The 23,402-nt window shown below is 67.8% G+C and carries 21 protein-coding genes; 10 read left to right on the top strand and 11 right to left on the bottom strand.

Annotation, left to right across the window (positions count from 1 at the left end; genetic code table 11):
* Positions 1-138 precede the first annotated feature (138 nt).
* Together ABGA94_RS15535 and ABGA94_RS15540 are read right to left on the bottom strand one after the other, a co-directional pair.
* Entirely contained in the window at positions 139-1,650 is a 1,512-nt protein-coding gene (locus tag ABGA94_RS15535; protein ID WP_375367767.1) for a thioredoxin family protein, read from the bottom strand.
* A gap of 128 nt (positions 1,651-1,778) precedes the next feature.
* Positions 1,779-2,228, bottom strand: coding sequence for a GNAT family N-acetyltransferase (locus ABGA94_RS15540; protein WP_375367726.1), 450 nt, complete (start codon positions 2,226-2,228; stop codon positions 1,779-1,781).
* 66 nt (positions 2,229-2,294) lie between these two features.
* Between ABGA94_RS15540 and ABGA94_RS15545 the strand changes: the two genes are divergently transcribed.
* From ABGA94_RS15545 to ABGA94_RS15585, 9 genes are all read left to right on the top strand, one after another.
* The gene (locus ABGA94_RS15545) at positions 2,295-3,230 is read left to right on the top strand and encodes a TIGR03571 family LLM class oxidoreductase (RefSeq protein ID WP_375367730.1); all 936 of its coding nucleotides are present in this window, start codon (positions 2,295-2,297) and stop codon (positions 3,228-3,230) included.
* 177 nt (positions 3,231-3,407) lie between these two features.
* Positions 3,408-3,719 carry a DUF3817 domain-containing protein gene (locus ABGA94_RS15550; protein ID WP_032129991.1) on the top strand — a complete coding sequence of 104 codons (312 nt, stop codon included), beginning with the start codon at positions 3,408-3,410 and terminating at the stop codon, positions 3,717-3,719.
* A gap of 154 nt (positions 3,720-3,873) precedes the next feature.
* The gene (locus ABGA94_RS15555; RefSeq protein WP_134956237.1) at positions 3,874-5,070 is read left to right on the top strand and encodes an MFS transporter; all 1,197 of its coding nucleotides are present in this window, start codon (positions 3,874-3,876) and stop codon (positions 5,068-5,070) included.
* Positions 5,067-6,260 carry an isochorismate synthase MenF gene (locus ABGA94_RS15560; RefSeq protein ID WP_375367733.1) on the top strand — a complete coding sequence of 398 codons (1,194 nt, stop codon included), beginning with the start codon at positions 5,067-5,069 and terminating at the stop codon, positions 6,258-6,260. Before ABGA94_RS15555 ends, ABGA94_RS15560 begins: the two co-directional genes overlap by 4 nt.
* Positions 6,257-7,909: a (2,3-dihydroxybenzoyl)adenylate synthase gene (locus ABGA94_RS15565; RefSeq protein ID WP_375367735.1), complete on the top strand. Its 1,653-nt coding sequence runs from the start codon at positions 6,257-6,259 to the stop codon at positions 7,907-7,909. The genes ABGA94_RS15560 and ABGA94_RS15565 overlap by 4 nt, the downstream gene beginning before the upstream one ends.
* A complete protein-coding gene (locus ABGA94_RS15570; protein WP_005416909.1) occupies positions 7,909-8,541 on the top strand; it encodes an isochorismatase family protein in 633 nt (210 codons plus the stop codon). The genes ABGA94_RS15565 and ABGA94_RS15570 overlap by 1 nt, the downstream gene beginning before the upstream one ends.
* On the top strand, positions 8,541-8,798 hold the full coding sequence (locus tag ABGA94_RS15575; protein WP_019659922.1) for a phosphopantetheine-binding protein: 258 nt from the start codon (positions 8,541-8,543) through the stop codon (positions 8,796-8,798). The genes ABGA94_RS15570 and ABGA94_RS15575 overlap by 1 nt, the downstream gene beginning before the upstream one ends.
* Positions 8,795-12,685, top strand: coding sequence for a non-ribosomal peptide synthetase (locus ABGA94_RS15580; protein ID WP_111129149.1), 3,891 nt, complete (start codon positions 8,795-8,797; stop codon positions 12,683-12,685). Before ABGA94_RS15575 ends, ABGA94_RS15580 begins: the two co-directional genes overlap by 4 nt.
* Complete coding sequence (locus tag ABGA94_RS15585; RefSeq protein WP_095377098.1) at positions 12,676-13,434, top strand: 2,3-dihydro-2,3-dihydroxybenzoate dehydrogenase; 759 nt, start codon at positions 12,676-12,678, stop codon at positions 13,432-13,434. Before ABGA94_RS15580 ends, ABGA94_RS15585 begins: the two co-directional genes overlap by 10 nt.
* A gap of 101 nt (positions 13,435-13,535) precedes the next feature.
* On the opposite strand, the gene ABGA94_RS15590 is transcribed toward ABGA94_RS15585, so the two are convergent.
* From ABGA94_RS15590 to ABGA94_RS15610, 5 genes are all read right to left on the bottom strand, one after another.
* On the bottom strand, positions 13,536-14,057 hold the full coding sequence (locus ABGA94_RS15590; RefSeq protein ID WP_240431618.1) for a YrhA family protein: 522 nt from the start codon (positions 14,055-14,057) through the stop codon (positions 13,536-13,538).
* 186 nt (positions 14,058-14,243) lie between these two features.
* On the bottom strand, positions 14,244-14,621 hold the full coding sequence (locus ABGA94_RS15595) for a DUF2894 domain-containing protein (protein WP_111129144.1): 378 nt from the start codon (positions 14,619-14,621) through the stop codon (positions 14,244-14,246).
* Entirely contained in the window at positions 14,611-15,249 is a 639-nt protein-coding gene (locus ABGA94_RS15600; protein WP_111129142.1) for an OmpA family protein, read from the bottom strand. Before ABGA94_RS15600 ends, ABGA94_RS15595 begins: the two co-directional genes overlap by 11 nt.
* A complete protein-coding gene (locus ABGA94_RS15605) occupies positions 15,246-17,510 on the bottom strand; it encodes a DUF802 domain-containing protein (RefSeq protein WP_375367740.1) in 2,265 nt (754 codons plus the stop codon). The genes ABGA94_RS15600 and ABGA94_RS15605 overlap by 4 nt, the downstream gene beginning before the upstream one ends.
* 10 nt (positions 17,511-17,520) lie before the next feature.
* Positions 17,521-18,174 (bottom strand): DUF3348 family protein, encoded by a 654-nt coding sequence (locus ABGA94_RS15610; RefSeq protein WP_005416902.1) that lies wholly within the window; start codon positions 18,172-18,174, stop codon positions 17,521-17,523.
* A gap of 146 nt (positions 18,175-18,320) precedes the next feature.
* Between ABGA94_RS15610 and ABGA94_RS15615 the strand changes: the two genes are divergently transcribed.
* On the top strand, positions 18,321-19,244 hold the full coding sequence (locus tag ABGA94_RS15615) for a M14 family metallocarboxypeptidase (protein WP_111129138.1): 924 nt from the start codon (positions 18,321-18,323) through the stop codon (positions 19,242-19,244).
* Here ABGA94_RS15615 and ABGA94_RS15620 read toward each other — a convergent pair.
* From ABGA94_RS15620 to ABGA94_RS15635, 4 genes are all read right to left on the bottom strand, one after another.
* A complete protein-coding gene (locus ABGA94_RS15620; RefSeq protein WP_375367741.1) occupies positions 19,148-20,959 on the bottom strand; it encodes a phosphoethanolamine transferase in 1,812 nt (603 codons plus the stop codon). The two genes, ABGA94_RS15615 and ABGA94_RS15620, sit on opposite strands and share 97 nt — an antisense overlap.
* A gap of 73 nt (positions 20,960-21,032) precedes the next feature.
* On the bottom strand, positions 21,033-21,419 hold the full coding sequence (locus ABGA94_RS15625; protein ID WP_065196148.1) for a diacylglycerol kinase: 387 nt from the start codon (positions 21,417-21,419) through the stop codon (positions 21,033-21,035).
* A gap of 56 nt (positions 21,420-21,475) precedes the next feature.
* Positions 21,476-22,717 (bottom strand): HAMP domain-containing sensor histidine kinase, encoded by a 1,242-nt coding sequence (locus ABGA94_RS15630; RefSeq protein ID WP_111129134.1) that lies wholly within the window; start codon positions 22,715-22,717, stop codon positions 21,476-21,478.
* Entirely contained in the window at positions 22,714-23,388 is a 675-nt protein-coding gene (locus ABGA94_RS15635; RefSeq protein ID WP_111129132.1) for a response regulator transcription factor, read from the bottom strand. Before ABGA94_RS15635 ends, ABGA94_RS15630 begins: the two co-directional genes overlap by 4 nt.
* Positions 23,389-23,402: the final 14 nt, after the last annotated feature.

The following is a 23,402-nucleotide window of genomic DNA, read 5'->3' on the forward strand; positions in this document are numbered from 1 at the left end:
GACCGTTGGCGCCATGGATGGCGCCATCGAGCCCCCAAGGATGGGTTTGCGGCGTGTCCCGGCCAGCCCCTTCCCCCGCCACAACCGATATCAACAAAAGCGCCGGCAGACGAACCAGCCGCCCGCGTTTTCATCAACTCAACTCAACCAGTCCTTGCACGCGCCATCCACCTGTTCACCGCACGCCTGCTGCATCCTCTGCTGCAACCGCGCCAGCGTCTCGGCACCCTGGTGCTTCCCGCTCCACGCCTTCAGCTGCCCGGCCAGCCGCTCGAAACGCTGGCGGGTGCGCTGGTGGTAACCCGACGGCTGCGCCTCCAGTTCGGCGATCAGCGAGGCGGTGGCCTGCTCGATGCGCGGCGCGTCGTTCGGCGCCAGCTTCAGCAACCCTTCCACGTACAGCACGCCCCATTGCACGCGGGTGGCCGGGCCCTGCGCACCGTCGTAGGCACGCTTCAACCACTCCAGCGCACCGGCAGTGTCGCCGCGCTGCTCGGCCAGTTCGGCCAGCTCGGGCATGTAGTAGTAGGGCTGCTCGCTGCGCTTCAGCTCCGCCAGCAACAACGCCTCGGCACCGGCGTCGTCACCGACCTGGCGCAGTGCGTAGACCGCGCTGCTGATCGTGGCCTGGCGTGCATGCGCATCAGTGGCGGTGGCATCGGCCGCGGCCACGCGCTGCTTGACCCGATCAACCAGCGGCGCGGGCAGTGCGCCCTTCGGCTGCTGCTGGCGGGCCAGCGATACTTCCGTCAGTGCGCGCGACAATGCGTCGTCGGCGCGGTCGCCGCGCTCGGCATCTGCGCGCTCCAGCGCGACCAACAGCTGCTGCCCCAGCGTGTTGCGGGTGGCCGGGCCGACGCTGGCCTGCTGGACCAACTGTGCGCCTGCATAGCCCAGCAACTCACGGTTGCGGCGGACTTCGGCCGGCTGCGCCAGCACGGCCTGCAGCAGCTCGCGTACTTCGGTAGGCGAGCTGGCGGGCGTGTCGGCGGTGGCCAAGGCCAGCAGGGCGAAGCGGCGTTGCAGCGCTGCGTCGGGTGCGGCCTTGGACAGCTGGCGCAGTACATCCTGGCCCCTGCGCCCGCCAGCCAGACGGTTGGCGTCGACTTCCCAGCCGTAGTCGCCCAGTACCTGCCAGTCTTCTGCAGCCAACTTCTCCGGCGTGGCCAGGGCGGTGGCCAGAGTGGCAGCGATTGCACTGCGGCGCCCGGCGGCGACGGTCAATGCCCGGGTCAGTTCGGCGGCGTCGTTGCCACCGGCCACGCGTGTAAGTTCGTTGCGCTGTGGGTCCAGCACGATCAGGGTCGGGTAGCCGCGCACCCCGAAGCGTTCGCCCCAGGCCTGCGCACCTTCCTCGTCGCCATCCAGGTAGACCGGCACGAACTTGCCGGTCAAGGCGATGAAGGCCGGGTCCTTGAACAGGCCGGCCTTGAGCTGGTTGCACGGCGGGCACCAGACCGCGCCCCAGTACAGCAGCACCGGCTTGCCGCTGTCTGCGGCTTCGGCGAAGGCATCATCGACGTCACCCTGGCGCCACGCGATTCCCTTGGCCGGCGCAGGTGCCTCGGCGGAGTTGGCGGTGGAAACCGGGGCCGGGGCGCAGGCACTCAGCGCCGAAGCCAGCAGCAACACGGAAAGCGCGACGCGCATCGGCAGGATCTCGAAGGGCAGGGTGACAAGGCATTGTAGGAACGCGCAGGGAACCCGCTGATTCAGTTTGCTCATGACGGACATGCGCCGGGGCATGACGCCCCGGGCATTGGCCGGGGCCCGTGCCTTCAGGCGGCTGCCCGCACCATCTGCTGGTAGACCAGCCCGTTGAACTCGCCGGCCTCACCGTCAATCACGAAGCCATAGCGCAGATAGGTCGGCACAGCGTTGAGCGATGCGCGTACGGTCAGGGCCGGCTCGCGTACCTGAGTCAGCACCGCCTCGAACAGTGCATGGCCGATGCCCTGTCCCTGGCAGCCGGGATCGACGAACAGCATCGCCAGGTGGCGACCTTCCTTCAGCTCGACCACGCCGACGATACGGCCGTCCTGCTCGGCCACCAGGATATGGTTGTCGCCGTGCAGGCGTTCACCGAACGCATCGGCGGCGGCGACATTGCCGAACGTGGCGATGCCGGTTGCGCTGAGCGAGGGCGCCACCGCCGCAGTGAACGCGGCCAGGCACACCGCGCTGATCGCGGGCAGGTCATCGACGCGGGCAGGGCGGATGTTCGGCATGCAGTGTTCTTCCCGTGGCGGGCTGCGCGTCATCGCTGCCCCGTGCCTGCACGCTAAGCTGCAGGCATGAGTGATTTCAATCCCGCGTACGCTGCGTTGTTTCCAGGGCAGGGCTTGAGCCTGGGCCTGATGACGCCGGTGGCGTCGCAGGGGCTGGCCGATCCGCATCAGGCGCGGCGCATCGCGCGGTTGGCCGACGATCTTGGTTTCGCCGCGTTGTGGGCGCGCGACGTGCCGTTGATGGTGCCGCAGGGTCCGGACGCGGTAGCGAGCGCGCTGGATGACCCGTTCCTGTGGCTGGGCATGCTGGCCGCTGCGACCGAGCGTATCGTGATCGGCAGCGCGGCCATCGTGCTGCCATTGCGCCAGCCGCTGCAGGTGGCGAAGTCGGCGTTGAGCCTGGACCGGATCAGCGGCGGACGCTTCGTACTGGGCCTGGGTTCGGGTGACCGCCCGGAAGAGTTCGCCGCATTCGGCGGGGATCTGGAGGGCAGGGCGGCGACCTTCCGTGAGCGTTGGACGTTGTTGCGGGCGGCGCTGTCACCGGCCGCCGATGAGCGCACCGCCGTATTGCAGGCCACGGGTGGCTTCGACGTGCTGCCAGCGCCGGCAACCCGCATTCCGATGCTGGTGGTGGGTACCGCGCGGCAGAGCCTGCAGTGGATAGCGCGTGAGGCCGAAGGCTGGGCCACCTATCACCGCGAAGAGGCCGCGCAGGAAGGGCGCATCGGCCTGTGGCAGCAGGCGCTGGCGCAGCGCGGCGGGCCAGGCAAGCCGTTCGTGCAGTCGATGCTGCTGGACCTGCAGGCAGATCCGCAGGCGCCGCCCGAGCCGCTGCCGCTGGGCCTGAAGGTCGGCCGCGATGGCCTGCGTGAGTATCTGCTGCGCGTGCATGCGCAGGGCGTGGCGCACGTGATGTTCAACCTGATCGATAACGGGCGGACGATGGATGACGTGCTGCGCGAGATCGGGGAGCAGGTTCTGCCGGATATGCCCGGGTAGGTGTCCACCTTGGTGGACACGCTCTCGCCGCTGCGCCCGCTGAACTGCTGAGTGTTTCCTGCAGTGGCCGAGGCAGAAGCAGTCGAGCACGGCTCGACTCTACATGCAGCGTGCATCTGCGTATCATTCGCATTTGATACCCCGATGCCGGAGCCCCACGTGACCCAACGTTCCCCCATGCACCCGACCGGACGCCTGTTCGCTGCGGTCGCTTTCATCGAGGCCGTGACCTGGGCCGGCCTGCTCATCGGCATGTGGATGAAGTACGGCCCGATGGCCAACGTGGCGCTGGTGAAGCTGTTCGGGCCGCTGCACGGCGTGGCCTTCCTGGTCTATGTGGCAGTCACCCTGTTTGCTGCCGTGCGCCTGCGTTGGCCGTGGTGGGCCAGTGCCCTGGCCCTGCTGGCAGCGATCCCGCCGCTGGTGACGCTGCCCCTGGAGTGGTGGTTCAAGCGCCGTGGCCTGCTCGGCCTGCGTGCAATGCGCTGAACCCAGTGTTGCGCGCCCATTCAAGAGAATGGGTATCAAATGCAAATACGAGACGTTATCATTTGAGGGTGGCATCTGGCCCTGAGCAGGGTCGGTGCCGGGTGGGGCGCGCAGGCGCGCCCGGCCAATCCTTTCCTGTTACGGCTGGTGTTTCATGCACGCACGTCCCGTCGTTCCCGGCTTGCCGGCGCTGGTGTTGGCTGCCCTGATTGGCACCATGGCGATGATGTCCTTCGTCGCCGTGATCGGCCCGGTGGTCCGCATGCTCGGTTTGTCCGAGTGGCATGCCGGGCTGTCAGTCACCGCCGCAGGCGTGTTGTGGATGCTGGCCGCGCGCCCTTGGGGCCAGCTCAGCGACCGCATCGGCCGCAAGCGCGTGCTGATGCTGGCGATGAGTGCCTACACCGTGGTCTACATCGCGCTGGCGGTGTTCATCGACGTGGCCCTGCAGGCGGTGCCGCCGGTGCTGGTGTCAGTGCTGGTGCTGGTCGCTGCGCGCGGCCTGATCGGCCTGTTCTACGCAGCGGTGCCTCCTGCCGCAGCTGCGCTGATCGCCGACAAGGCACCGACCGGGCAGCGTGCGAAGTTCCTCGCCCGCCTGGGCAGCGCCAACGCATTGGGCATGGTGCTGGGCCCGGCTGCCGCGGGTTGGCTGGCCTATACGAACCTGTCGCTGGCGCTGTACGTGGCCGCACTGTTGCCACTGCTGGCGTTGGCGCTGCTGGCCTGGCGACTGCCGGCCACACCGCCTGTAATGGGCGTTTCCGCCCAGCGCCGCGCGCCGATGAGCCGCCTCGACCCGCGCCTGCGCCTGCCGCAGCTGGCGGCGTTCATCGCCATGGTTTCCGTGACCATCGCGCAGGTCACGGTTGGCTTCTTCGCGATTGATCGCCTGGGCCTGGATGCGGCGGCCGGTGCGCGCATGGCCGGCATCGCGCTGACGGCGGTCGGCGTTGGCCTGATCCTGGCGCAGGCGCTGGTGATGAAGCTGGAGGTTCATCCGCGGCGCTGGATCGTCCTCGGCGCCGTGATCTCAGGCATCGGCTTTGCTTCGGTGGCGGGCGTGCAGCAGGCCTGGCAACTGCCTGCGGCCTACGCACTGGCTGCATTCGGCATGGGCTTCGTATTCCCTTCGTTCCAGGCGTTGGCCGCCGACGCGGTGGAGGCGCACGAGCAGGGCGCCGCCGCCGGTACTGTCGCTGCCGCGCAGGGACTGGGCATGGTCGCCGGGCCGATGCTCGGCACGCTGGTGTATCGCGGCGGGCCCAGCCTGCCATACCTCCTGGTCGGCGCGTTGCTGCTGTTGCTGTGCGCGCTGGCCGCAGTGCATCGGACGAAGGAGACCCCATGAACGATTCCCTGATGCAGGGCGCGTGGCCGGAGGCTGCGCCAGCGCCGCAGGAGAGCAGCGACGACGCAACGCTGTTCCTGCTGCAGCACGCTGGCCAGCACGTGCACGCACGCGGTTGCCGCGCCACGCTGCCGGCCGGTGCGCTGGCGACATTGGCGGAACGCGTTTCGGTGTTCTTTGCCCAGCAGCGCGGCGGCCCGGGCCTGCTGGTCGGCGCAGTCCCATTCGAACCCCGTGCCGACGACGTGTTGTACCAGCCCGAGCGCCTGCTGCCAGCGCTGGCACTACAGCCACAGGCCGCGCCAGCGCTGGAGGGTGCCCTGCAGGCCGAGCCTTCGGCGCAGGCGTACGCGGCGTCGGTGGCTGCGGCGGTGCAGGCACTGCGCGCGCCCGAACTGGACCTTCAGAAGGTGGTGCTGGCGCGCAGCCTGGTGGCACGCACCCACCGGGCGCTGTCTCCGGACGTGCTGCTGGCACGGCTGGGCGCGGATCCTTCGGTGGCGACCTATGCGGTTCCGCTGCCGGTGGAAGTGGGTCAGGCGCCAGCGTGGCTGGTGGGCGCGACCCCGGAACTGCTCCTGCGCAAGCGTGGCGCCGAGCTGTTGTCGCACCCGCTGGCGGGGTCTGCGCGGCGCAGCGCCGATGCCGCCGAGGACGAGCGCGCCGCGCAGGACCTGCTGGCCTCGACCAAGGACCATGACGAGCACCGTCATGTGGTCGAGGCGATCGTCGAGGGTCTGGCGCCGTATTGCAGCCACATCGATGCACAGCCGCGGCCGGCGCTGCATGCCACCGCCAGCATGTGGCATCTGGGCACACGCATCCATGCCACGCTGAAGGATCCGCACACGTCGGCCGCCGAGCTGCTGGCGCAGCTGCACCCCACGCCGGCCGTCTGCGGTACGCCGCGGTTGGCGGCGCTGCAGCGCATCCGCGAGCTGGAACCGGTGCCGCGCGGCTTCTATGCCGGCGCCGTGGGCTGGTTGGACGCGCAGGGGGACGGCGACTGGTATGTGGCAATCCGCTGCGCACGCCTGCAGGGAATGCAGCTGCGCCTGTTCGCCGGCGCCGGCATCGTTGCCGACTCGCAGCCCGAGGCCGAGGTGGCCGAGACCGCTGCGAAGTTCGCCGCCCTGCTGAATGCGCTGGGTGTCCATGAATCCGCGCCTGCGATCGAGCCTGCCGCATGACTACCTCCACTGACGCTTCCCGCCTGGCACTGCAGCAGGTGTGGCCGGATGACCTGATGGCACGCTATCGCGAGGCTGGGCATTGGCGTGGCGAGACCTTCCCGGGGTTCCTGCGCGAACGTGCAGAACGCTATGCCGATGACATTGCGGTGGTCGCCGGCGACGTGCGCCTGAGCTATGCGCAGCTGTGGCACGAGGCCGGGCGGATCGGTGCCGGCCTGCTGACGCTCGGCCTGCAGCCAGGGGAGCGGGTGCTGGTGCAGCTGGGCAACACGGCAGGCTTCGTCACAACGGTCTGTGGCCTGTTCCGCGCCGGACTGGTGCCGGTGTACGCGTTGCCGGCACACCGCATCACCGAGCTGGTGCACTTCGCCAGCAAGGCCGAAGCCAGTGCCTACATCACCACCGGGCTGCATGATGGCTTCGACCATCGCGGACTGGCGCGGGCGCTGCAGGCCGACGTGCCGGCGGTTCGCCATGTAGTGATCGACGGCGATGCGGCGGAGTTCATTGGGCTGGAGGCACTGCAGGGCGATCGCAGCCGGTTGCCGGCCGATCCGGACCCGCAGTCTGTGGCGTTCCTGCAGATTTCCGGTGGGAGCACCGGGCTGTCCAAGCTGATTCCACGCACGCACGACGACTACATCTATTCATTCCGTGCCAGCAATGAAATCTGCGGCATCGACCGCGACAGCGTCTACCTGGTCGCGCTGCCGGCCGCGCACAATTTCCCGATGAGCTCGCCGGGCTTCTTCGGCGCGTTGTACGCTGGTGCCCGCGTGGTGCTCAGCCCCGGCCCCGGGCCGGAGGCCGCATTCCCGCTGATCGCCCGCGAAAAGGTGACCTGCTGCGGCCTGGTGCCGCCGCTGGCGCTGCTGTGGGCGCAGGCCGCCGCTACCGGCAAGCATGACCTGTCGAGCCTGCGGGTACTGCAGGTGGGCGGCGCCAAACTGGTGCCGGAAGCCGCACGGCGGGTGATCGACGGCCTTGGCTGCACGCTGCAGCAGGTGTTCGGCATGGCCGAAGGCCTGGTCAACTACACACGGCTGGATGATCCGGAGGACCTGATCGTGGCCTGCCAGGGCCGGCCGATCAGTCCGGACGACGAAGTGCGCGTGGTCGATGACCATGACCAGCCGGTGGCCGAAGGCGAGGTGGGGCATCTGCTCACCCGTGGCCCGTACACCATCCGTGGCTACCACAACGATGCGGTGGCCAATGCGCGCTCGTTCACCGACGACGGCTTCTATCGCACCGGCGACCGTGTGCAGCAGCTGCCCGGAGGCTACCTGGTGGTGCAGGGCCGCGCCGGTGACCACATCAACCGTGCCGGGGAGAAAATCTCCGCCGAAGAGATCGAAGATCATCTGCTGGCGCACCCCGGCGTGTTTGATGCCGCCGTGGTCTCCATTCCCGATGAGTATCTGGGTGAGCGCAGCTGCGCCTTTGTGATCGCGCAGGGCGAACCGTTCAAGGCGCCGGCACTGAAGGCCTGGATGCGCGGGCGCGGCCTGGCGGCGTTCAAGGTGCCCGATCAGGTCGTGTTCGTCGACAGCTTCGATACCACTGCGGTCGGCAAGATCAGCCGCCGCGAACTGCGTGCGCAGCTGCGTGCGCGTCATCTGCAACAGACAGGAGGAACGCGCTGATGGCGCTGCCCCGTATCACCGATTACCCCTTGCCGACCGCCGCTGAGCTACCGCAGGCGCGCGGACCGTGGCGTCCCCGGCGCGATCGTGTCGCGCTGCTGGTGCATGACATGCAGCGTTACTTCCTGGCCGCGTTCGACGCCGGCAGTACGCCCTTGCGGCCTGCGGTGGACAACATCGTGCGCCTGCTGGCGCATTGCCGTGCGCAGGGCATTCCGGTGTTCTACACCGCCCAGCATGGTGACCAGGACCGTCGCGACCGTGGCCTGCAGGCCGACCTGTGGGGGCCGGGCATGCGTCGCAGCGCCGACCATGAGCCGATCATCGAGGCGCTGGCACCGCAACCGGGCGAGCACGTGCTGGTGAAGCACCGCTACAGCGCATTCCAGCGCAGCAACCTGGAGACGCTGATGCGGGTGCGTGGGCGCGACCAGTTGCTGGTGACCGGCGTGTACGCCCATATCGGCTGCACCGCGACCGTGGTCGATGCCTTCCAGCGTGATATCGAGGCCTTCATCGCCGCTGATGCGGTGGCGGACTTCTCGCGTGCCGATCACGATCAGGCGCTGCACTGGATCGCGCGCACCTGTGGTGTGCCGATGACCACCGATCAGCTGCTGGAGGTGCTGTGATGGCTGCCATGGGTGAGGCGCTGGATCTGGAGCGGATGCGCGCCGACGTGGCGCGCGTGCTGGAGTGCACGCCGGCCGAGATCGGTGACGACGACAACCTGATCGACCTGGACCTGGATTCAATGCGCATGCTCGGCCTGGTCCTGGCCTGGGGCAACACTGGCCTGCCGCTGGAGTTCTCGCAGTTGGCCGAGCACACCACGCTGCGCCAGTGGTGGGGTGTGGTGCAGCAACTGCAGGCCGCGCAGAACGCATGAACGCCGCAGCGCTGGCCACGCCGGTGGCGTTGACCGAGGCCCAGGCGGGGCTGTGGTTCGCACAGCGGCTGGCACCGGACAATCCGTCATTCAATACCGCGCACGCGGTATGGATCGACGGCCCGCTGGACGTGGACGCGTTCGTCGCAGCCGCAGACCAGGCTGCGCGCGAGGCCGAGGCTTTCGCATTGCGCTTTGCCGAAGGTGCCGATGGCCAGCCGCTGCAGTGGCATGACCCGGTACACGTGCCGTTGCTTTCGGTACGCGATGTGTCTGCCGAGGCGGATCCCGCCGCTGCGGCACGCAACCTGATGCACGCCGACCGGCTGAGCGCGGTCGATCCCACCCGGGACCGGATCAGCCAGCAGGTGCTGTTCGATCTGGGTGGCCTGCGCTGGGTCTGGTACCTGCGCGTGCATCATCTGGCGGCCGATGGCTACGGCATGGCGCTGTTCACTGATCGGGTGTGCGCGTTGTATGCCGGTCGTACCGGTGAGTCACTGCCGGGGCTGGCGGGCGTGCTGGCCGATGATGCCGCGTTTCGTGCCGATCCGCGCCGCGTGCAGGCCGGGCAGTGGTGGCGTGAGCACATGCAGGGCGCACCGGCAGGCGCAGGCCTGGCCGGCACGCTCGCGGCCAGTGACGACGCGCTGCGCTGGGTGCAGCCGCTCGATGCGGCATTCCGTGAGCTGTTGCTGCAGGCTTCGGTGCGTTGGCTGCAGCCCTGGCCGGATGTGCTGGTCGCGCTGGCGGCCGAGTACCTGCGGCGGATGAGTGGCGCCGATGAAGTGGTGCTGGGCGTGCCCTACATGGGGCGGCTGGGCAACGCGTCGGCGCGGGTGCCGGCGATGGTGATGAATGTGTTGCCGCTGCGCGTGGCGGCCGGCGAGGGCAGCGTCGAGGCCTTTGCCCGGGGCCTGGGTCGCCAGCTCAGTCAAGGCCGCAGGCACGGCCGCTACCGGGGCGAGCAGCTGCGCCGGGACCTGGGCCTGGTCGGCACGCAGCAGCGCCTGCACGGCCCGCTGGTGAATGTGCAGCCGTTCTACAGGCCGCTGGCGCTGACTGGCGTGCAGGCGGCGCTGGAGGTGCTGTGCACCGGGCCGGTGGATGACCTGGCGCTGGGTTTCCGTGGCGATGGCCAGCGCCTGCTGGATCTGGAGATCGAGGCCAATCCCGCGCTGTACAGTCGCGAGGATGTCGAGGCGCACGCGGTGAGGCTGCTGCATTTCGTGTCGGCGGCGCTGCAGGCTGACGATATCGCCGCCGTGCCCCTGGCGACGCCCGCGGAGGCGCAGCAGCTGCTGCAGGGTTTCAACGCCACCGCGCACGCGCTTCCTGAGACCACCTTGGTTGAATTGCTGCAGCAGGGCATGGATCGGGACCCGCACGCGCCGGCACTGGTGTTCGGCGACACTACGCTGGACTACGCAACGCTGGAAGCGCGCAGCTTCGCGCTGGCGGCACAGCTGCGTGCAATGGATGTCGGCCCAGGCAGCGTGGTGGCGGTGGCATTGCCGCGCTCGCTGGAGCTGGTGATCGCGCTGGTCGCGGTGCTGCGTGCAGGCGCGGCCTATCTTCCGTTGGACCTTGCCCATCCCGATGAGCGGCTGGCGCGCATCTTCGCCTCGGCGCAGCCGGTGTGCGTTCTGGCTGCGGCGGAGATTTCGGCGCGCACGGCCGGCGTACCGGTGCTCGCGCCGGAGCAGTGGACCGCGCTGAGCTTCGCCGCGCCGTGGTCCGATCCGGCGCCCAGCGATGCGGCCTATGTGATCTATACGTCCGGTTCGACCGGGGAACCGAAGGGCGTGGTCGTCGAACACCGTGCCATCGTCAACCGCCTGCTGTGGATGCGCGAGCACTACGGCATCCGCGCCGATGACCGCGTGCTGCAGAAAACCCCGGCCACCTTCGATGTCTCGGTCTGGGAGTTCTTCCTGCCGTTGCTGTGCGGGGCCACGCTGGTGGTTGCCGGGCCCGATGCGCATCGCGACCCCACCGAACTGGCGCGGCTGATCCGCGGGCATGGCATCACCACGGCGCATTTCGTGCCGTCGATGCTCGATGCCTTCCTCGCTGCACCGGCCTCCGAAGGCCTGCAGCTGCGACGGGTATTCACCAGTGGCGAGGCGCTGGACGCCGCGTTGCGCGACCGCTTCCACGCGCGCATGCACGCCGAGCTGCACAACCTGTACGGCCCGACCGAAGCCGCGGTGGACGTCAGCTACTGGCCGGCGTCGGCGCAGGATCGATCGCGGCCGGTGCCGATCGGCTTCCCGGTCTGGAATACCCGCCTTTACGTGCTGGACGCGCGGATGCAGCCGGTGCCGGTCGGTGTGGCCGGTGATCTTTATCTGGGCGGTGCGCAGCTGGCGCGTGGCTATCTCGGTCGCGAGGACCTGACTGCCGAACGCTTCCTTGCCGATCCTTTCCTGGCGGGCGAGCGCATCTACCGCACCGGCGACATAGCGCGCTGGCGCAGCGATGGCGCGGTGGAGTACCTGGGCCGCAGCGACCATCAGGTGAAACTGCGCGGCCTGCGCATCGAGTTGGGCGAGATCGAGGCGGCTTTGCGCGAACTGCCGGGCATGGAGCGGGTGGAAGTGCTCCTGCGCCACGACGCACCCGGCGATGCCCGGCTGGTAGCCTATGTGCCGTCGGCACTGGCCGACGCCAGCATGCTGCGCAGTCATCTGGCCACACGCGTGCCGGATTACATGGTGCCGTCCGCCTTCGTTGGCGTGGATCACTGGCCGGTGACCGCCAACGGCAAGTTGGATCGCAACGCGCTGCCCGTACCACCGCGGCAGGAGATCGCCGGGCTGGCGCCGCGCACGCCGTTGGAACAGGAGCTGGCGTCGCTGTTTGCCCAGGCACTGGGGCGAGAAGCGCCGGTGGCGGTGGATGCGGATTTCTTCAGTCTCGGCGGTGACTCACTGTCGGCGGTGCACCTGCTGCTGGCGATCGAACAGCGCTGGCGCTGCGATCTCGGTCTGGGGGCCTTGTTTGCCCAGCCCACCGTGGCCGCGCTGGCGGTTCGTATTGCCGAGCCGCCGGCGCTGGCCGATCACGCACTGGGGCCGGTGATCGCGCTGGCCGCGACCGACGCTGCCGGGCCTACGCCGCTGTTCGTGCTGCACCCGGCCGGCGGCATCGCCTGGAACTACCGCGCCCTGGCCCGGGCACTGCAGCCGGCACGCCCGGTATATGGCCTGCAGTCGCCGGCACTGGACGCGCGGCAGCCGCTGCCGAGCAGTATCGAGGCGATGGTCAACGACTACGTACAGCGTGTGGTCGCATTGCAGCCGACGGGGGCGGTGCATCTGCTGGGCTGGTCGGTGGGTGGCATCCTCGCCCAGGCGATGGCGGTGCGACTGCATGAGATCGGGCGCGAGGTCGGCGAACTCGTACTGCTGGACGCCTATCCCAGCGAGTGCTGGCGGGCCGAGCCGGAGCCCGATGCCATCGCCGCATTGCGGGCACTGCTGGCGATTGCCGGTCATGACCCGGATGCGCATCCGGAACTGGACAGCCGGGAACGCATTCTCGCGTTCCTGCGTCGTGGCGGCAGTGCGCTGGGTAGCCTGCCGGATGTCGTGCTGGATGGCGTGGTGCGCGCCGTGACCGGCACCAATCGACTGATCCGTGAACATATCCACCGGCCGTTCGATGGCACGCTGGTGCATGTGCGTGCCGGTCGAGATCACCAGGCGCGGCCACAGTTGCGGTCGGCGTTGTGGCGGGCACACGCGCGCAGGGTGCAGTCGTTGGAACTGCCATTCCTGCACGCAGAGCTGACCGGACGCGATGCAGTGGCGCAGCTGGCGCCGTGGTTGTCGGCACGCTTGCGCCAATGGGACGAACAACAGGAGATCGCAACATGCAGTTGACCGGTTTCAAAGGCCGCGTGGCGTTGGTGACCGGCGCTGCCGGTGGCATCGGCGAGACACTGGTGCGGTTGCTGGCCGAGGCCGGTTGCACCGTAGTGGCGACCGATCGCGAGGCGCCTGTTACGGCCGATGTGCGTGTGCACACCTTTGCGCTCGACGTGACCGACAGTGCCGCCGTGGACGGCCTGGTGGATCAGGTCGAGTCCAGCATCGGGCCGATCATGCTGGCCGCCAGCGTAGCCGGTGTGCTGCATGTGGGCGGCGTGACCGAGACCGGCGATGACGACTGGCGCCGGGTGTTCGCGGTGAACACCGACGGGGTGTTCCATGTCGGGCGTGCCCTGGCGCGGGTGATGTCGCCGCGCGGGCAGGGCGCGATAGTTACCGTCAGCTCGAATGCAGCCGGTGTGCCAAGGCATGGCATGGCCGCCTATGCGGCATCCAAGGCCGCCGCCACGATGTTCACCCGCTGCCTCGGGCTGGAGCTGGCGCCGTTGGGCATCCGCTGCAACATCGTCGCCCCGGGCTCGACGCTGACCCCGATGCAGACCGGCATGTGGCAGGACGAGCACGGCGCCGAACGGGTGATCGCCGGCAACCTGGAGACCTACAAGGCCGGCATCCCACTGCGCAAGCTCGCCACCCCGGAGGATATCGCCCATTCGGTGATGTTCCTGCTCTCCGAGCAGGCCGGGCACGTAGCGATGAGCGACCTGTACGTGGACGGCGGCGCCACCCTGCGCGGCTGAGGTCCTCAGAGCCGAACCCATGACTCGGCTGATTCAGAAGGCAGCCGGTGTAGCTGTGAATGCCAACCCGGCGTGGCATGGGCATTCTTGAATCTGTTTGTTCAGCAATGCTGTTCGATCAAACCGATGATGTGACAGAGTAGGCCATCTAATGAAGTGAATTCTTCGTAGACATTATCGAACGCTACTTTGTCACGGACCTGGTACCGCCCTGTTGCGAATTCAAAGACGTAGCAATCCATATCGCTCTCTCCGAGTTCTACATAGCCGCCCATGGATCCCTGGTCGCAAGCGAGAAGGTTCATTTCCACCAAAGCAAGCGCTGACCCGCCATCGCGGTATGAGCGTGAAGTGCTCGAGTAGAGGAAGACTCCCGCTGCTGCCAAGCCATCGTGGCGTGAAAGAAAGCCCAGATAGGACTCCGGCAGGGTGATACCTAGCGTAGAAAGCACCAAGCTCTGGAGCGCGTCGACGTCAGAACGTCCAAGTGGAGGGCCAAGGTACATCTCGGCTTCGTTGAGATTCGCGCGGAGCTTGAGAAGTCTGGCTTCTACTGAAGGCTGCATTTGTTGAGATTGAATTCGTGTGCAATGAGGGCAGTCAGACACTGTGGAATTCGTCATTCGACGTCAATGGCAGTCGCCCCAAGCTGTTCAAGTTGGTCAACCATTGACGTGGTTGGCTCGCGGTAGCGATTGGACAGCAGCGCTGCTGGGAGTCGATAAGCGCCAAGCAATGTTGGCGTAACCAGCAGCGTGGATCAGGATTGTCGTGTCCAAGGGGCGCCGAACGAGGTCGGCGTAATGTGTTCAACCCGCGCTGCGCGGCTTTCGTGTCCGTTTCGGCCTTGCGGTCTCACCGCCGCTGGCGGCGCCATCCTGCAGCGCCTGCAGCCAGGACAAGGTGTCCACATAGTCGATGAAGTGGCGCAGGTAGCCGGGGCTGGTGGCCTGCATCGTGTCGAGCATGCGTTGCACCAGTACCGCCGAGTTCAGCGGGCCGCCATCGGCCGGGGCCTCGGCGCGCAGCGAGCGGCGCACCTGCAGTTCGCTGCGCAGCTCCGACCACTCGCGCTGCACCTGCTGCAGCATCGGCACTTGTGGGTAATACGGCAGCGAGCGCGACCCCGCATTGAGGTCACGCACCAATGCGCGCAGGCCTTCCAGCGCGGGCGGCTTACTTGGCATCCGGGGCCTTGGGCTTGGGAATCGGCGCGATCTCCACGCGACGGTTGCGCGCGCGGCCTTCCTCATTGGCGTTGGAACTGACCGGCTGCTCGCTGCCGAACGCGGCGGCGAACACGGCGTCAGCCGGTACGCCATCGGCGATCAGGGTGCGGGTCACGGTCAGCGAACGCTGCGCGGACAGCTCCCAGTTGTCGGCGAAGCGGCGGTTGCCTTCGCGCACCGGCGCATCATCGGTAAAGCCGCTGACCATCAGGATCTCTTCGCGGCTGCCCAGATAGGCGGCCAGCGGTGCGGCCAGACTGCGCAGCAGCTCCTGGCCTTCCGGCTGCAGCTGGTCCGAGTTCAGTGCGAACAGCACGCTGCCGCTGATGCCGATGCGGCCATCGACCAGGGTCACGCGACCGGCGGCCAGTGGGCCGGCCAGCGCCTGTTCCAGGGTCTGCAGGCGCTTGGCTTCGGCCTGGCGCTGCTTCATTTCCTGGTCCAGCCGCTGCGACAGCTCCAGCTGCACCGCGACCACACCCACCAGGATCAGCACGAACGCACCCAGCAGCACCGACATCAGGTCGCCGAAGGCGGCCCAGATCGGTGCGTGCGAGCCGCCATCGACCTCCAGCTCGTCGCTCATGCGCTACCGGCCTTGCCGCGGCGCGTGGCCAGCTGCTGCAGTTCTTCCATCACCTGCTTCTGCGACAGCAGGCTGAGGTCGACCACCTCGCGCGCCTGCGCCACGTAATATGCCAGCTGCTCATCGCTACGGGCCAGCGAGGCATCCAGTGCGCCACCGATCTGTTCCAGGCGGCCGGAAAGCGCGGTGGCGGCACTGCCGAACTGCGCGACCGCTTCACCGAAGGCGCCGGCCAGCTGGCCGACGTCACCCGCGCTGCCGGTGAGTGCTGCCGCAATGCCATCCAGCTTGCCGGTCTCGGCCGCGATATGGTCGGTAAAGCGGTTGCCGACACGCTCCAGCAGCTCGGCCGAACCGCCAACCAGTGCGTCCACCGCGGTGCGCTGTTCGTGCGATGCGTGGTTGATTGCATCCAGCAGGGTCTGCACGGTGGCCAGCAGGCGACCGCGCTCTTCCAGCATCGCGTTGTCACGCACCAGGCTTTCAGAGAGCGTGCTGCGCAGCTCGTTGATGACGTCGGCAGCAGCTTTCGGTGCCGCTGCCGCGGTCTGCAGCAGGGTGGACACTTCGGCCAGCGTGGCGCTGGCCTGCGCGCGACCGTTCTCGCCGATCTGCTGTGCGGTCGCCGCCAGCGTGTCGCAGACCTGTTGCTGCTGTGCAGCCAGGCGTTCGCCATTGGCCTGCAGGCGCTCGGCCAGCTCGGTGGAAACGTGCTGCAGGGCATCACTCCAGCGCTGCAGGCGCTGTTCGTCGCCAGCCTGCAGTTGCGCCTGCAGGGCGGCGTGGGCCTGCTGCAACTCGGCGCTGACCGCGTCCCAGCGCGCTTGGCGCTGCTGCTCGCGGCTGTCCAGGCTGGCCTGCAGTTCGGCGTGCGCAGTCGCGGCGGCGGCCTGCGCGGCCTGCCACTGCTGCGAGCGCTGCGCTTCATGATCCTGCAGCAGTGACTGGTTGGCGCTGTGCTGCTGTTCCAGTGCCTGCAGCAGCGCCTGCGCACGCGCATCCAGATGTTCGCTGGCGGCGATCAACGCCTGCTGCTGGCGCTCGACCAGCGCGCTGTTGAGGGCCTGCTGCTGCTCGGCGGCGGCACGCAAGGCGTCTGCATTGCTCTGTGCATCGGCCTGCAGGCGCTCGCAGATGCGCGCGATCAACGCTTCGGCATGCGTGCCCTGGCCATCGCTGAAGGCCTGCAGGTGCTGGCGCAGATCACTCACCAGCGCCTGCTGTGCCTGGGTCTGTTCACTCACCACCTTGGCCCAGCTGGCTTCGGTGGCGACCCGGCTGCGTTCGAAACCGTCGCTCAGGCCCGCCAGCTGCTGTTGCACGGCGCGCTCGACACGGGCATGCAACGCTTCGCCATGGTGAGCCAGACCGGCCAGGGTGGTTTCAGCCATCGGCTGCAGCGCGCCACCGATGGCCGCGGCACTGGCTTCGGCACCTTCGCGCAGCGACTGCTGCAGCGACAGGGCCAGGCGTTCCTGCAGCGCTTGGCTCTGGGTCAGGAACTCGGCCTGGCCAGCCAGCAGGCGCTCATTGGCGGCCGCACTGTGCTGTTCAAAGGTGCTGGTCATCGCCTGCAGGCGGTCGACCAGCGCCGGCAGCGCGGCGGACTGTGCCTGCAGCAGGCGCAGCGATTCGGCGCGCTGCCAGGCCTGCGAGTACGGATGCAGGTCGCTGGAAATGGCCCGGTCCAGCTGCTGCACGGCCAGCAGACGGTCACGACGCAGCAGCGCCGCCAGCAGGCCGAGCATGGCCGAGCTGGCCACACCGGCGATCGAGGTGCCGAATGCCACCGCCAGGCCCTGCACGGGCGAGGCCAGCGAGCCGCGGATCGCGGCCATGTCGGTCGCGCTCTGCAGGGCCAGGCCGGTGCCACGCAGCGTGTCCATCATGCCCAGCAGGGTACCGAGCATGCCCAGCAGCACCAGCAGGCCGACCAGGTACGGGGTCAGCACCGGTGCGGGCAGGGCGGTGCGCTCGCCTTCCACGCGCAGGCGCACGGCGTTGCGCAGGCCCATCGGCACGCGCTCCAGCCAGGGGGCCAGGCCGTCCTTTGCGCTGGACAGGTCGTTCAGTGCGGCGCGCAGGCCGTTGCTGGCCTGGCGGTAGCGGTACAGCTCCACGCCGCCGGCGATGTAGCAGGCCGCAATGATCGCCGCCACCGCTGCACCCAGCGGATGCACCGAAACGTAGCCAATGCCGATCCAGCACACGGCCAGCAGGCCGACAAGGAAAACAACGACATGGAGAGCAGTTCTGGACATGGTGTTCCGGTCAGTGGGAGCGCAGGGCGTCTTGCAGCCCTTCGATCGGGTGGAAGCGCAGCTGCAGCTCGGCGAGCAGCAGCGTGCGCATGTCATGGCGGAAGGCCGCGCGCCAGCCGGGCTGGCCATGCACGCGTTCAAAACGGGCGCCGAGCACCGCCGGCGCGGTGGCCAGCAGGCTGTGCTCGCGCGGGGTGAGTGTCTGTTCCATCACCGCATCAACCTCGGCCAGTCGCGCCAGCTCCGGCGAGACCTGTACCAGCTGGTCGCGCAGGCGGCCGCGCAGGCGCCCGGTGGCGGTCTGGATGGCCTGCTGCAGCACCCGGTAGCGCTGGCGCAGCGAAGCGAAGTTGGGTGCGGCAGCGGCCTCGGCCAGGTCCAGCAGGCGCTCGGCCTCGGCGTCCTCGCGGATCGAGGCCAGCAGGCTGGCATGGGCCTGGGCGCAGTCGGCCAGTACATCCTCGGCCCCCTCGGCAGCTTCGCCGGGCTCGGGCAGGCGTCCGCCCAACGCGCCGGACAGGGCCACGGCACGGCTCCAGTCCACCCACTGGCCGAGGCGATCGGTCAGGGCGGGACTGCTGGCCGGCATCGCGCCGTCGCTGAGACGGGCGAGCAGGCGGAGGAACTCCGGTCCACCCAGGACCGGCTGCGCTGCGTTCGCCATCAAGGGGTGAGGGGCCAAAAACCGTTGATTTTACAACCAGATGACCCCGGCTGGATGAAGGCGGGGCCTGGGTGGCGGTACCCGCAGGCGCGACAAGGCTTAGAATGTCCGGCTGCATCCACCCGTTCGACCCCTGGAGTACCCCCATGACTGTTGCGCAGTTCTACCCGATCGGCACCCCCGGACAGCCCTGGGGCGACGCGGAACGCGCACAGTGGCGGGCCCGCCAGCAGCGCCAGCGCAGCTACCACGATGACGTGGTGGCCGCCCTTGAGCGCCTGGACGACAGCGTTTTCGACGTGATCCAGTACGGCCAGCTGGACTATGCACCGGACCATTACCCGCTGTTCGCCGTGGTCAACCACGACTGGAACCCGGCGCTGCCGACCGCGCTGATCACCGGCGGCGTGCATGGCTACGAAACCAGCGGCGTGCACGGTGCCCTGCAGTTCCTGGAACAGCAGGCCGAGCGTTACCTGGGCCGGCTGAACCTGATCGTGGCGCCGTGCGTCAGCCCGTGGGGCTATGAGCGCATCCAGCGCTGGAACCCGGACGCCATCGACCCCAACCGCAGCTTCCGTGACGGCGGCCAGATCGTGGAAGCCGCCACCCTGATGGCCTGGGTGGCCGAGCGCAAGCCGAACCTGCTGGTGCACCTGGACCTGCACGAGACCACCGACAGCGACCTGCAGGAGTTCGATCCGGCGCGTTGTGCCCGCGACGGCAAGCCGTTCGAGCGCGACACGATTCCCGATGGCTTCTATGTGATCGGCAACAGCGAAGATCCGCAGGCCGAGTTCCAGAAGGCCCTGATTGCCGCAGTGGCGCCCATCACCCACATCGCCCCGGCCGATGCCGACGGCAACCTGGTCGGCCTGCCGCTGCAGTCGCCGGGCGTGGTCTGGGGCGAGTCGCGTTCGATCGGCGCCTGCGCCGGCTTCACCGACGCACGCTTTGCCACCACCACCGAGGTCTACCCGGACAGCCCGCGCACCAACCCGCAGGAATGCAACGACGCCCAGGTGGCGGCGGTGTGTGCGGGCCTGGATTTCGCCCTGGCGGCGCAGTAGCGCGCCACGTTGCGGGCGGTGACCGGCATCAGCCGGTGCCGCTTCTTCGCCGGCGTGGCGGCCACAGCCGGCGAACCCGACGGGCGGCATCCGGCAAACACATCCAGATTACGCTGGTACACCGTGCTGCTGACCCCGAACAGGCCCAGCAGCGAGTGGAAGATGTTGTCGTGGCTGTGCGCCCGTTGCAGCGCATTCCCACGCAGGCAGGCCATGTCCAGGCCCGCGTTGCGGCCGAAGTCCGATGAGAACCACATCACCATCGGCACCTGGGTCTGTTCGCGCGGGGCGATGAAGTAGGGCGTGCCATGCAGGTACATGCCGCGTTCGCCGAGCGACTCGCCGTGGTCGGACACATAGATCAGCGCAACGTCGCGCCGGTCCGAATAGCCTTGCAGCAGGTCGATGGTCTCCGCCAGCACCCGGTCGGTATGCACCAGGGTGTTGTCATAGGTGTTGACCAGCGCCTCGTTGCTGCAATGCTGGATCTGGTTGCTGTCGCAGGTCGGGCTGAAGGCCCGCGAGGCAGCCGGATAGCGCTCGAAGTAGGTCGGGCCGTGGCTGCCCAGCTGATGCAGCACGACCAGGCCGTCGCCGTTGATCGCGTCGATGCGTGTGCCAAGCTGGTGCAGCAGCACGTCGTCGTAGCAGGTGCCGTCGGTGTTGACGCACTGGCCCGCCACCTTCAGCGCAGGCATGTCCTCGGTCGGCACGCGCTCGCACACGCCCTTGCAGCCGCCATTGTTGTTGTTGCGCCAGAGCACGCTGACGCCGGTACGCTGCAGGATGTCGAGCACGTTCTCCTCGGTCGCCGCGCGAACGTTGTCGTATTGCTGGCGGTTCATCTGCGAGAACATGCACGGCACCGAGATGGCCGTTGCGGTTCCGCACGAGGAGACATCACTGAAGCTGATGACGCCTTCCGTGCGTGAGAGCCGGGGATTGGTTGCGCGTGGGTAGCCGTTGAGCTGGAAGTTCTGTGACCGCGCGGTCTCGCCGACGACCATGACCACCAGCTTCGGGCGCGGGCCGGGTATGCGCCGCGCGTCCATGCCGATCGGGCGCAGCGGTTGCTGGCGGGTGCTATGGAGGCTTTTCAGGTAACCGTGGGTATGGCGCATCACGTTCAACGGCAGTACCTGGTCGCGGATGTAGCGGTTATTGCGCAGCAGCGAGGAGTAGTCCTTGTAGAACGCAAAGCCGATCACCAGCAGCATCACCAGTGACGCCAGAACGTTGGCCGGCCACACCAGCAGCGACCGTATCGAACCCGCTCCGCTGGCGGTGCGCACCAGGGCAAGCGCTGCAGCGGGCATCGCGCCCAGCGCCAGCAGGGTCAACAGCAGCGGCAGCGAGAGATAGGCGTTCAGTTCGGCCTGATTGGTCTCGAACACGTTCTGCACCATGCTGCGATCGATCAGCACGTTGTAGTGCAGCATGAAATAGCTGCAGGCGGCGCTGGTGACGATGAGTACGGCCAGCAGCGGCTTGCGCACGAAGGGTAGTGCCAGCAATGGCGTCAGCAGCAGATTGAACAGGCAGAACAACACCAGCGGCAGGCTGGCCAGGAACAGGATGCTGCGCACACCGTTGAGATCGGTCAGTTCCCACAGCGACTTCCAGAGGGCGATGTTTCCAATCGTGGTGAAGAAAAACGCTGCGGCCCAGACCAGGATGATCGGATGGGGCCGTGGAAAACGGAGGCATTGACGCACGAGCAGGGTCCGCGGAACAGGAGTGCGCGCAGTATCGAAACGGCCTTATCAGGAAGTTGTCAGGATTGCCGGCCTAGCCCAGCAGGATCACGCCCCACACCGCGCCGACCATCAACAACGCGGTGGTCTGTGCGGCGCTGCCCATGTCCTTGGCGTTCTTCGACAGCGGGTGCTGCTCCAGCGAGATGCGATCAACCACGGCCTCGATTGCCGAGTTGAGCAGTTCCACCACCAGGCTGATGAAGCAGACCGCCAGCACCAACGCGCGCTCGGTTGTACTGATGTCCAGCACGAACGCCGCAGTGATCAACAGCGCGTGCAGCAGCAGCAGCTGGCGAAAGGCGGCCTCGCCGCGGAAGGTCGCGATGAAGCCATCGCGCGAATGGACCAGGGTGTGCAAGATGCGGCTCAGGCCGGTCTTGCCGTGCGGATACTTGCCGCTGTGCTTGGGGTGCTGCATGCCGTTCTCGAGGTTGGGACAACCCCGAGCATGTGCACGTCGCTGTCAGGAATACGTCAGATGCGGGCCGCAGGCCAGTGCAGGGCGAACCGGCAGCCGCGCTCCGAGGACTGTACCGTCATTGTCCAGCCAAGGTGTTCGACGATGCGCTGCACGATGGACAGTCCCAATCCTTCGCCGCTGTGCGGTGCCCCGGGCACGAATCGTTGGAACTGCTGCGGGTCGATGCTGGAGGGCAGGCCGGGGCCGGTGTCTGCGATGATCAGTGCGGTGGTGTCCAGGGTGATCCGGACCTTGCCCTGTTCGGTGTATTGGCAGGCGTTGCGCGTCAGGTTCCAGATCACGCTGTGTACCAGGTCCGGATTGGTGTGCATCGTTACCTCGCGACCGGGATCAACTGTGATGCCGACCGGCTTGCCGGCCAGCCAGGGCTGGCAGCGCTCCACGCAGGACTCGATCAACGGACGCAAAGCCACCTCGCTGCGCGGGACTGAGCCGGGGGAACGTGAGAGCAACAGCAGGCAGGACAACTGGCGCTGCATCTCCTGGGTGGTACGCAGGATGCGCTCCGCGCTGGGAACCAGATGGCTGTCAGGAGGAAGCTGGCAGGCAAGGGTTTCCGCAGCACCGCCGATGATGGCCAGCGGCGTACGCAGCTCATGGCTGGCATCGCCGCTGAAGCATTGCTCGCGGTGCAGGAAACGCTCCAGTTCATCACTGTGCCGGGCAAAGGCGCGGGCCAGAACACCGATCTCGTCGCGTGCGTCCTGGCAGGGAAAGGGCTTCCGCCCGCTCTGCACGGCATCGGCCAACTGCGTGATGGGCGCGATGACGTGCGACGCCACCTTGCGACCGATCAGGAAAGCGCCGAGCACGCAGATCGAAATGACCAGCGCTGCAAAGGCGTTGATCAGGTATTCCAGATAGCCATAAGGCGCCGCGTCCTGCAGCAGGTAGTAGCGCTGTCCGCCACTGTCGAACACGCGCAGGTGCCACTCGTTGGGTGCTGCTTCGCCGTGGTAGCCCAGGCCATACTGGCGCAGCACCACAGGTACGTTCCGGGCATCGTACAGTGCGCTGCCGGAGGGCAGGGCGGGGCGTTGGCCACGAGCCAGTTCGTCCTGCAGGCGGCGTACTTGGCTGTCCTGGGTGCGTCCAACGACGGCGGCCCGTACCTGGTCGTAGTCCACCTGTTCGGCCAGAACGATGAAGCCCATGGCGCCGGCCATCAGCAGCACGAACGAAATCGTGATGCGGGTGCGCAGGGTCAGGCGCCGGTAGAGAGCGGCGGGGGTCACGCCGGCATGCGCCAGCCGACGCTGTGCACTGTGGCGATCAGCGTGGTGTCGAAACTGCGGTCCACCTGCAGGCGCAGCTCATGGATGTGGGTACGCAGCGCGCCGCCGTCCGGTGGCTCGTCGCCCCAGACCAGGTATTCCATCTCCTGCTTGCGGACCACGGAGGGTGCCGCGCGTACCAGGCACAACAGGAGCTTGTGCGAGGTGGGCGTCAGCGCAATGCAGCGTCCCTGCCGCCAGGCCTGCGGCGACCGCGTATCGACCTGCAGGTCCTTCCACGCCAGTACGCTGTCGACCTGGCGGCCCTGGGCGCGTCGCACCAGGGCCTTGATCCGCGCATCCAGCTCCTTCAGCGAGAAGGGCTTGACCAGATAGTCATCCGCGCCCAGCGCCAGGCCCTGCACGCGGTCTTCGACCGGATCGCGCGCCGTCAGCATCAGGATCGGCACCGGATTCTGGAACTCCTGGCGCAGCTTCCGGCACAGCGCCATCCCGTCCAGGCGTGGCAGCATCAGGTCCAGCAGGATGGCATCGTAGTCGTTCTGCGTGGCCCGACGCAGGCCACTGGCGCCGTCACGGGCGTCGTCCAGCACATAGCCGAGTGGCTCAAAGAAGGCGTACAGGTTGGCAACCAGTTCGGGGTTGTCTTCGATGATCAGCAGGCGGGTCATTGGGAGCGTCCTTG

It is taken from the genome of Stenotrophomonas sp. 3diitr2024 (genome assembly GCF_042136455.1).
GTDB lineage: Bacteria > Pseudomonadota > Gammaproteobacteria > Xanthomonadales > Xanthomonadaceae > Stenotrophomonas > Stenotrophomonas sepilia.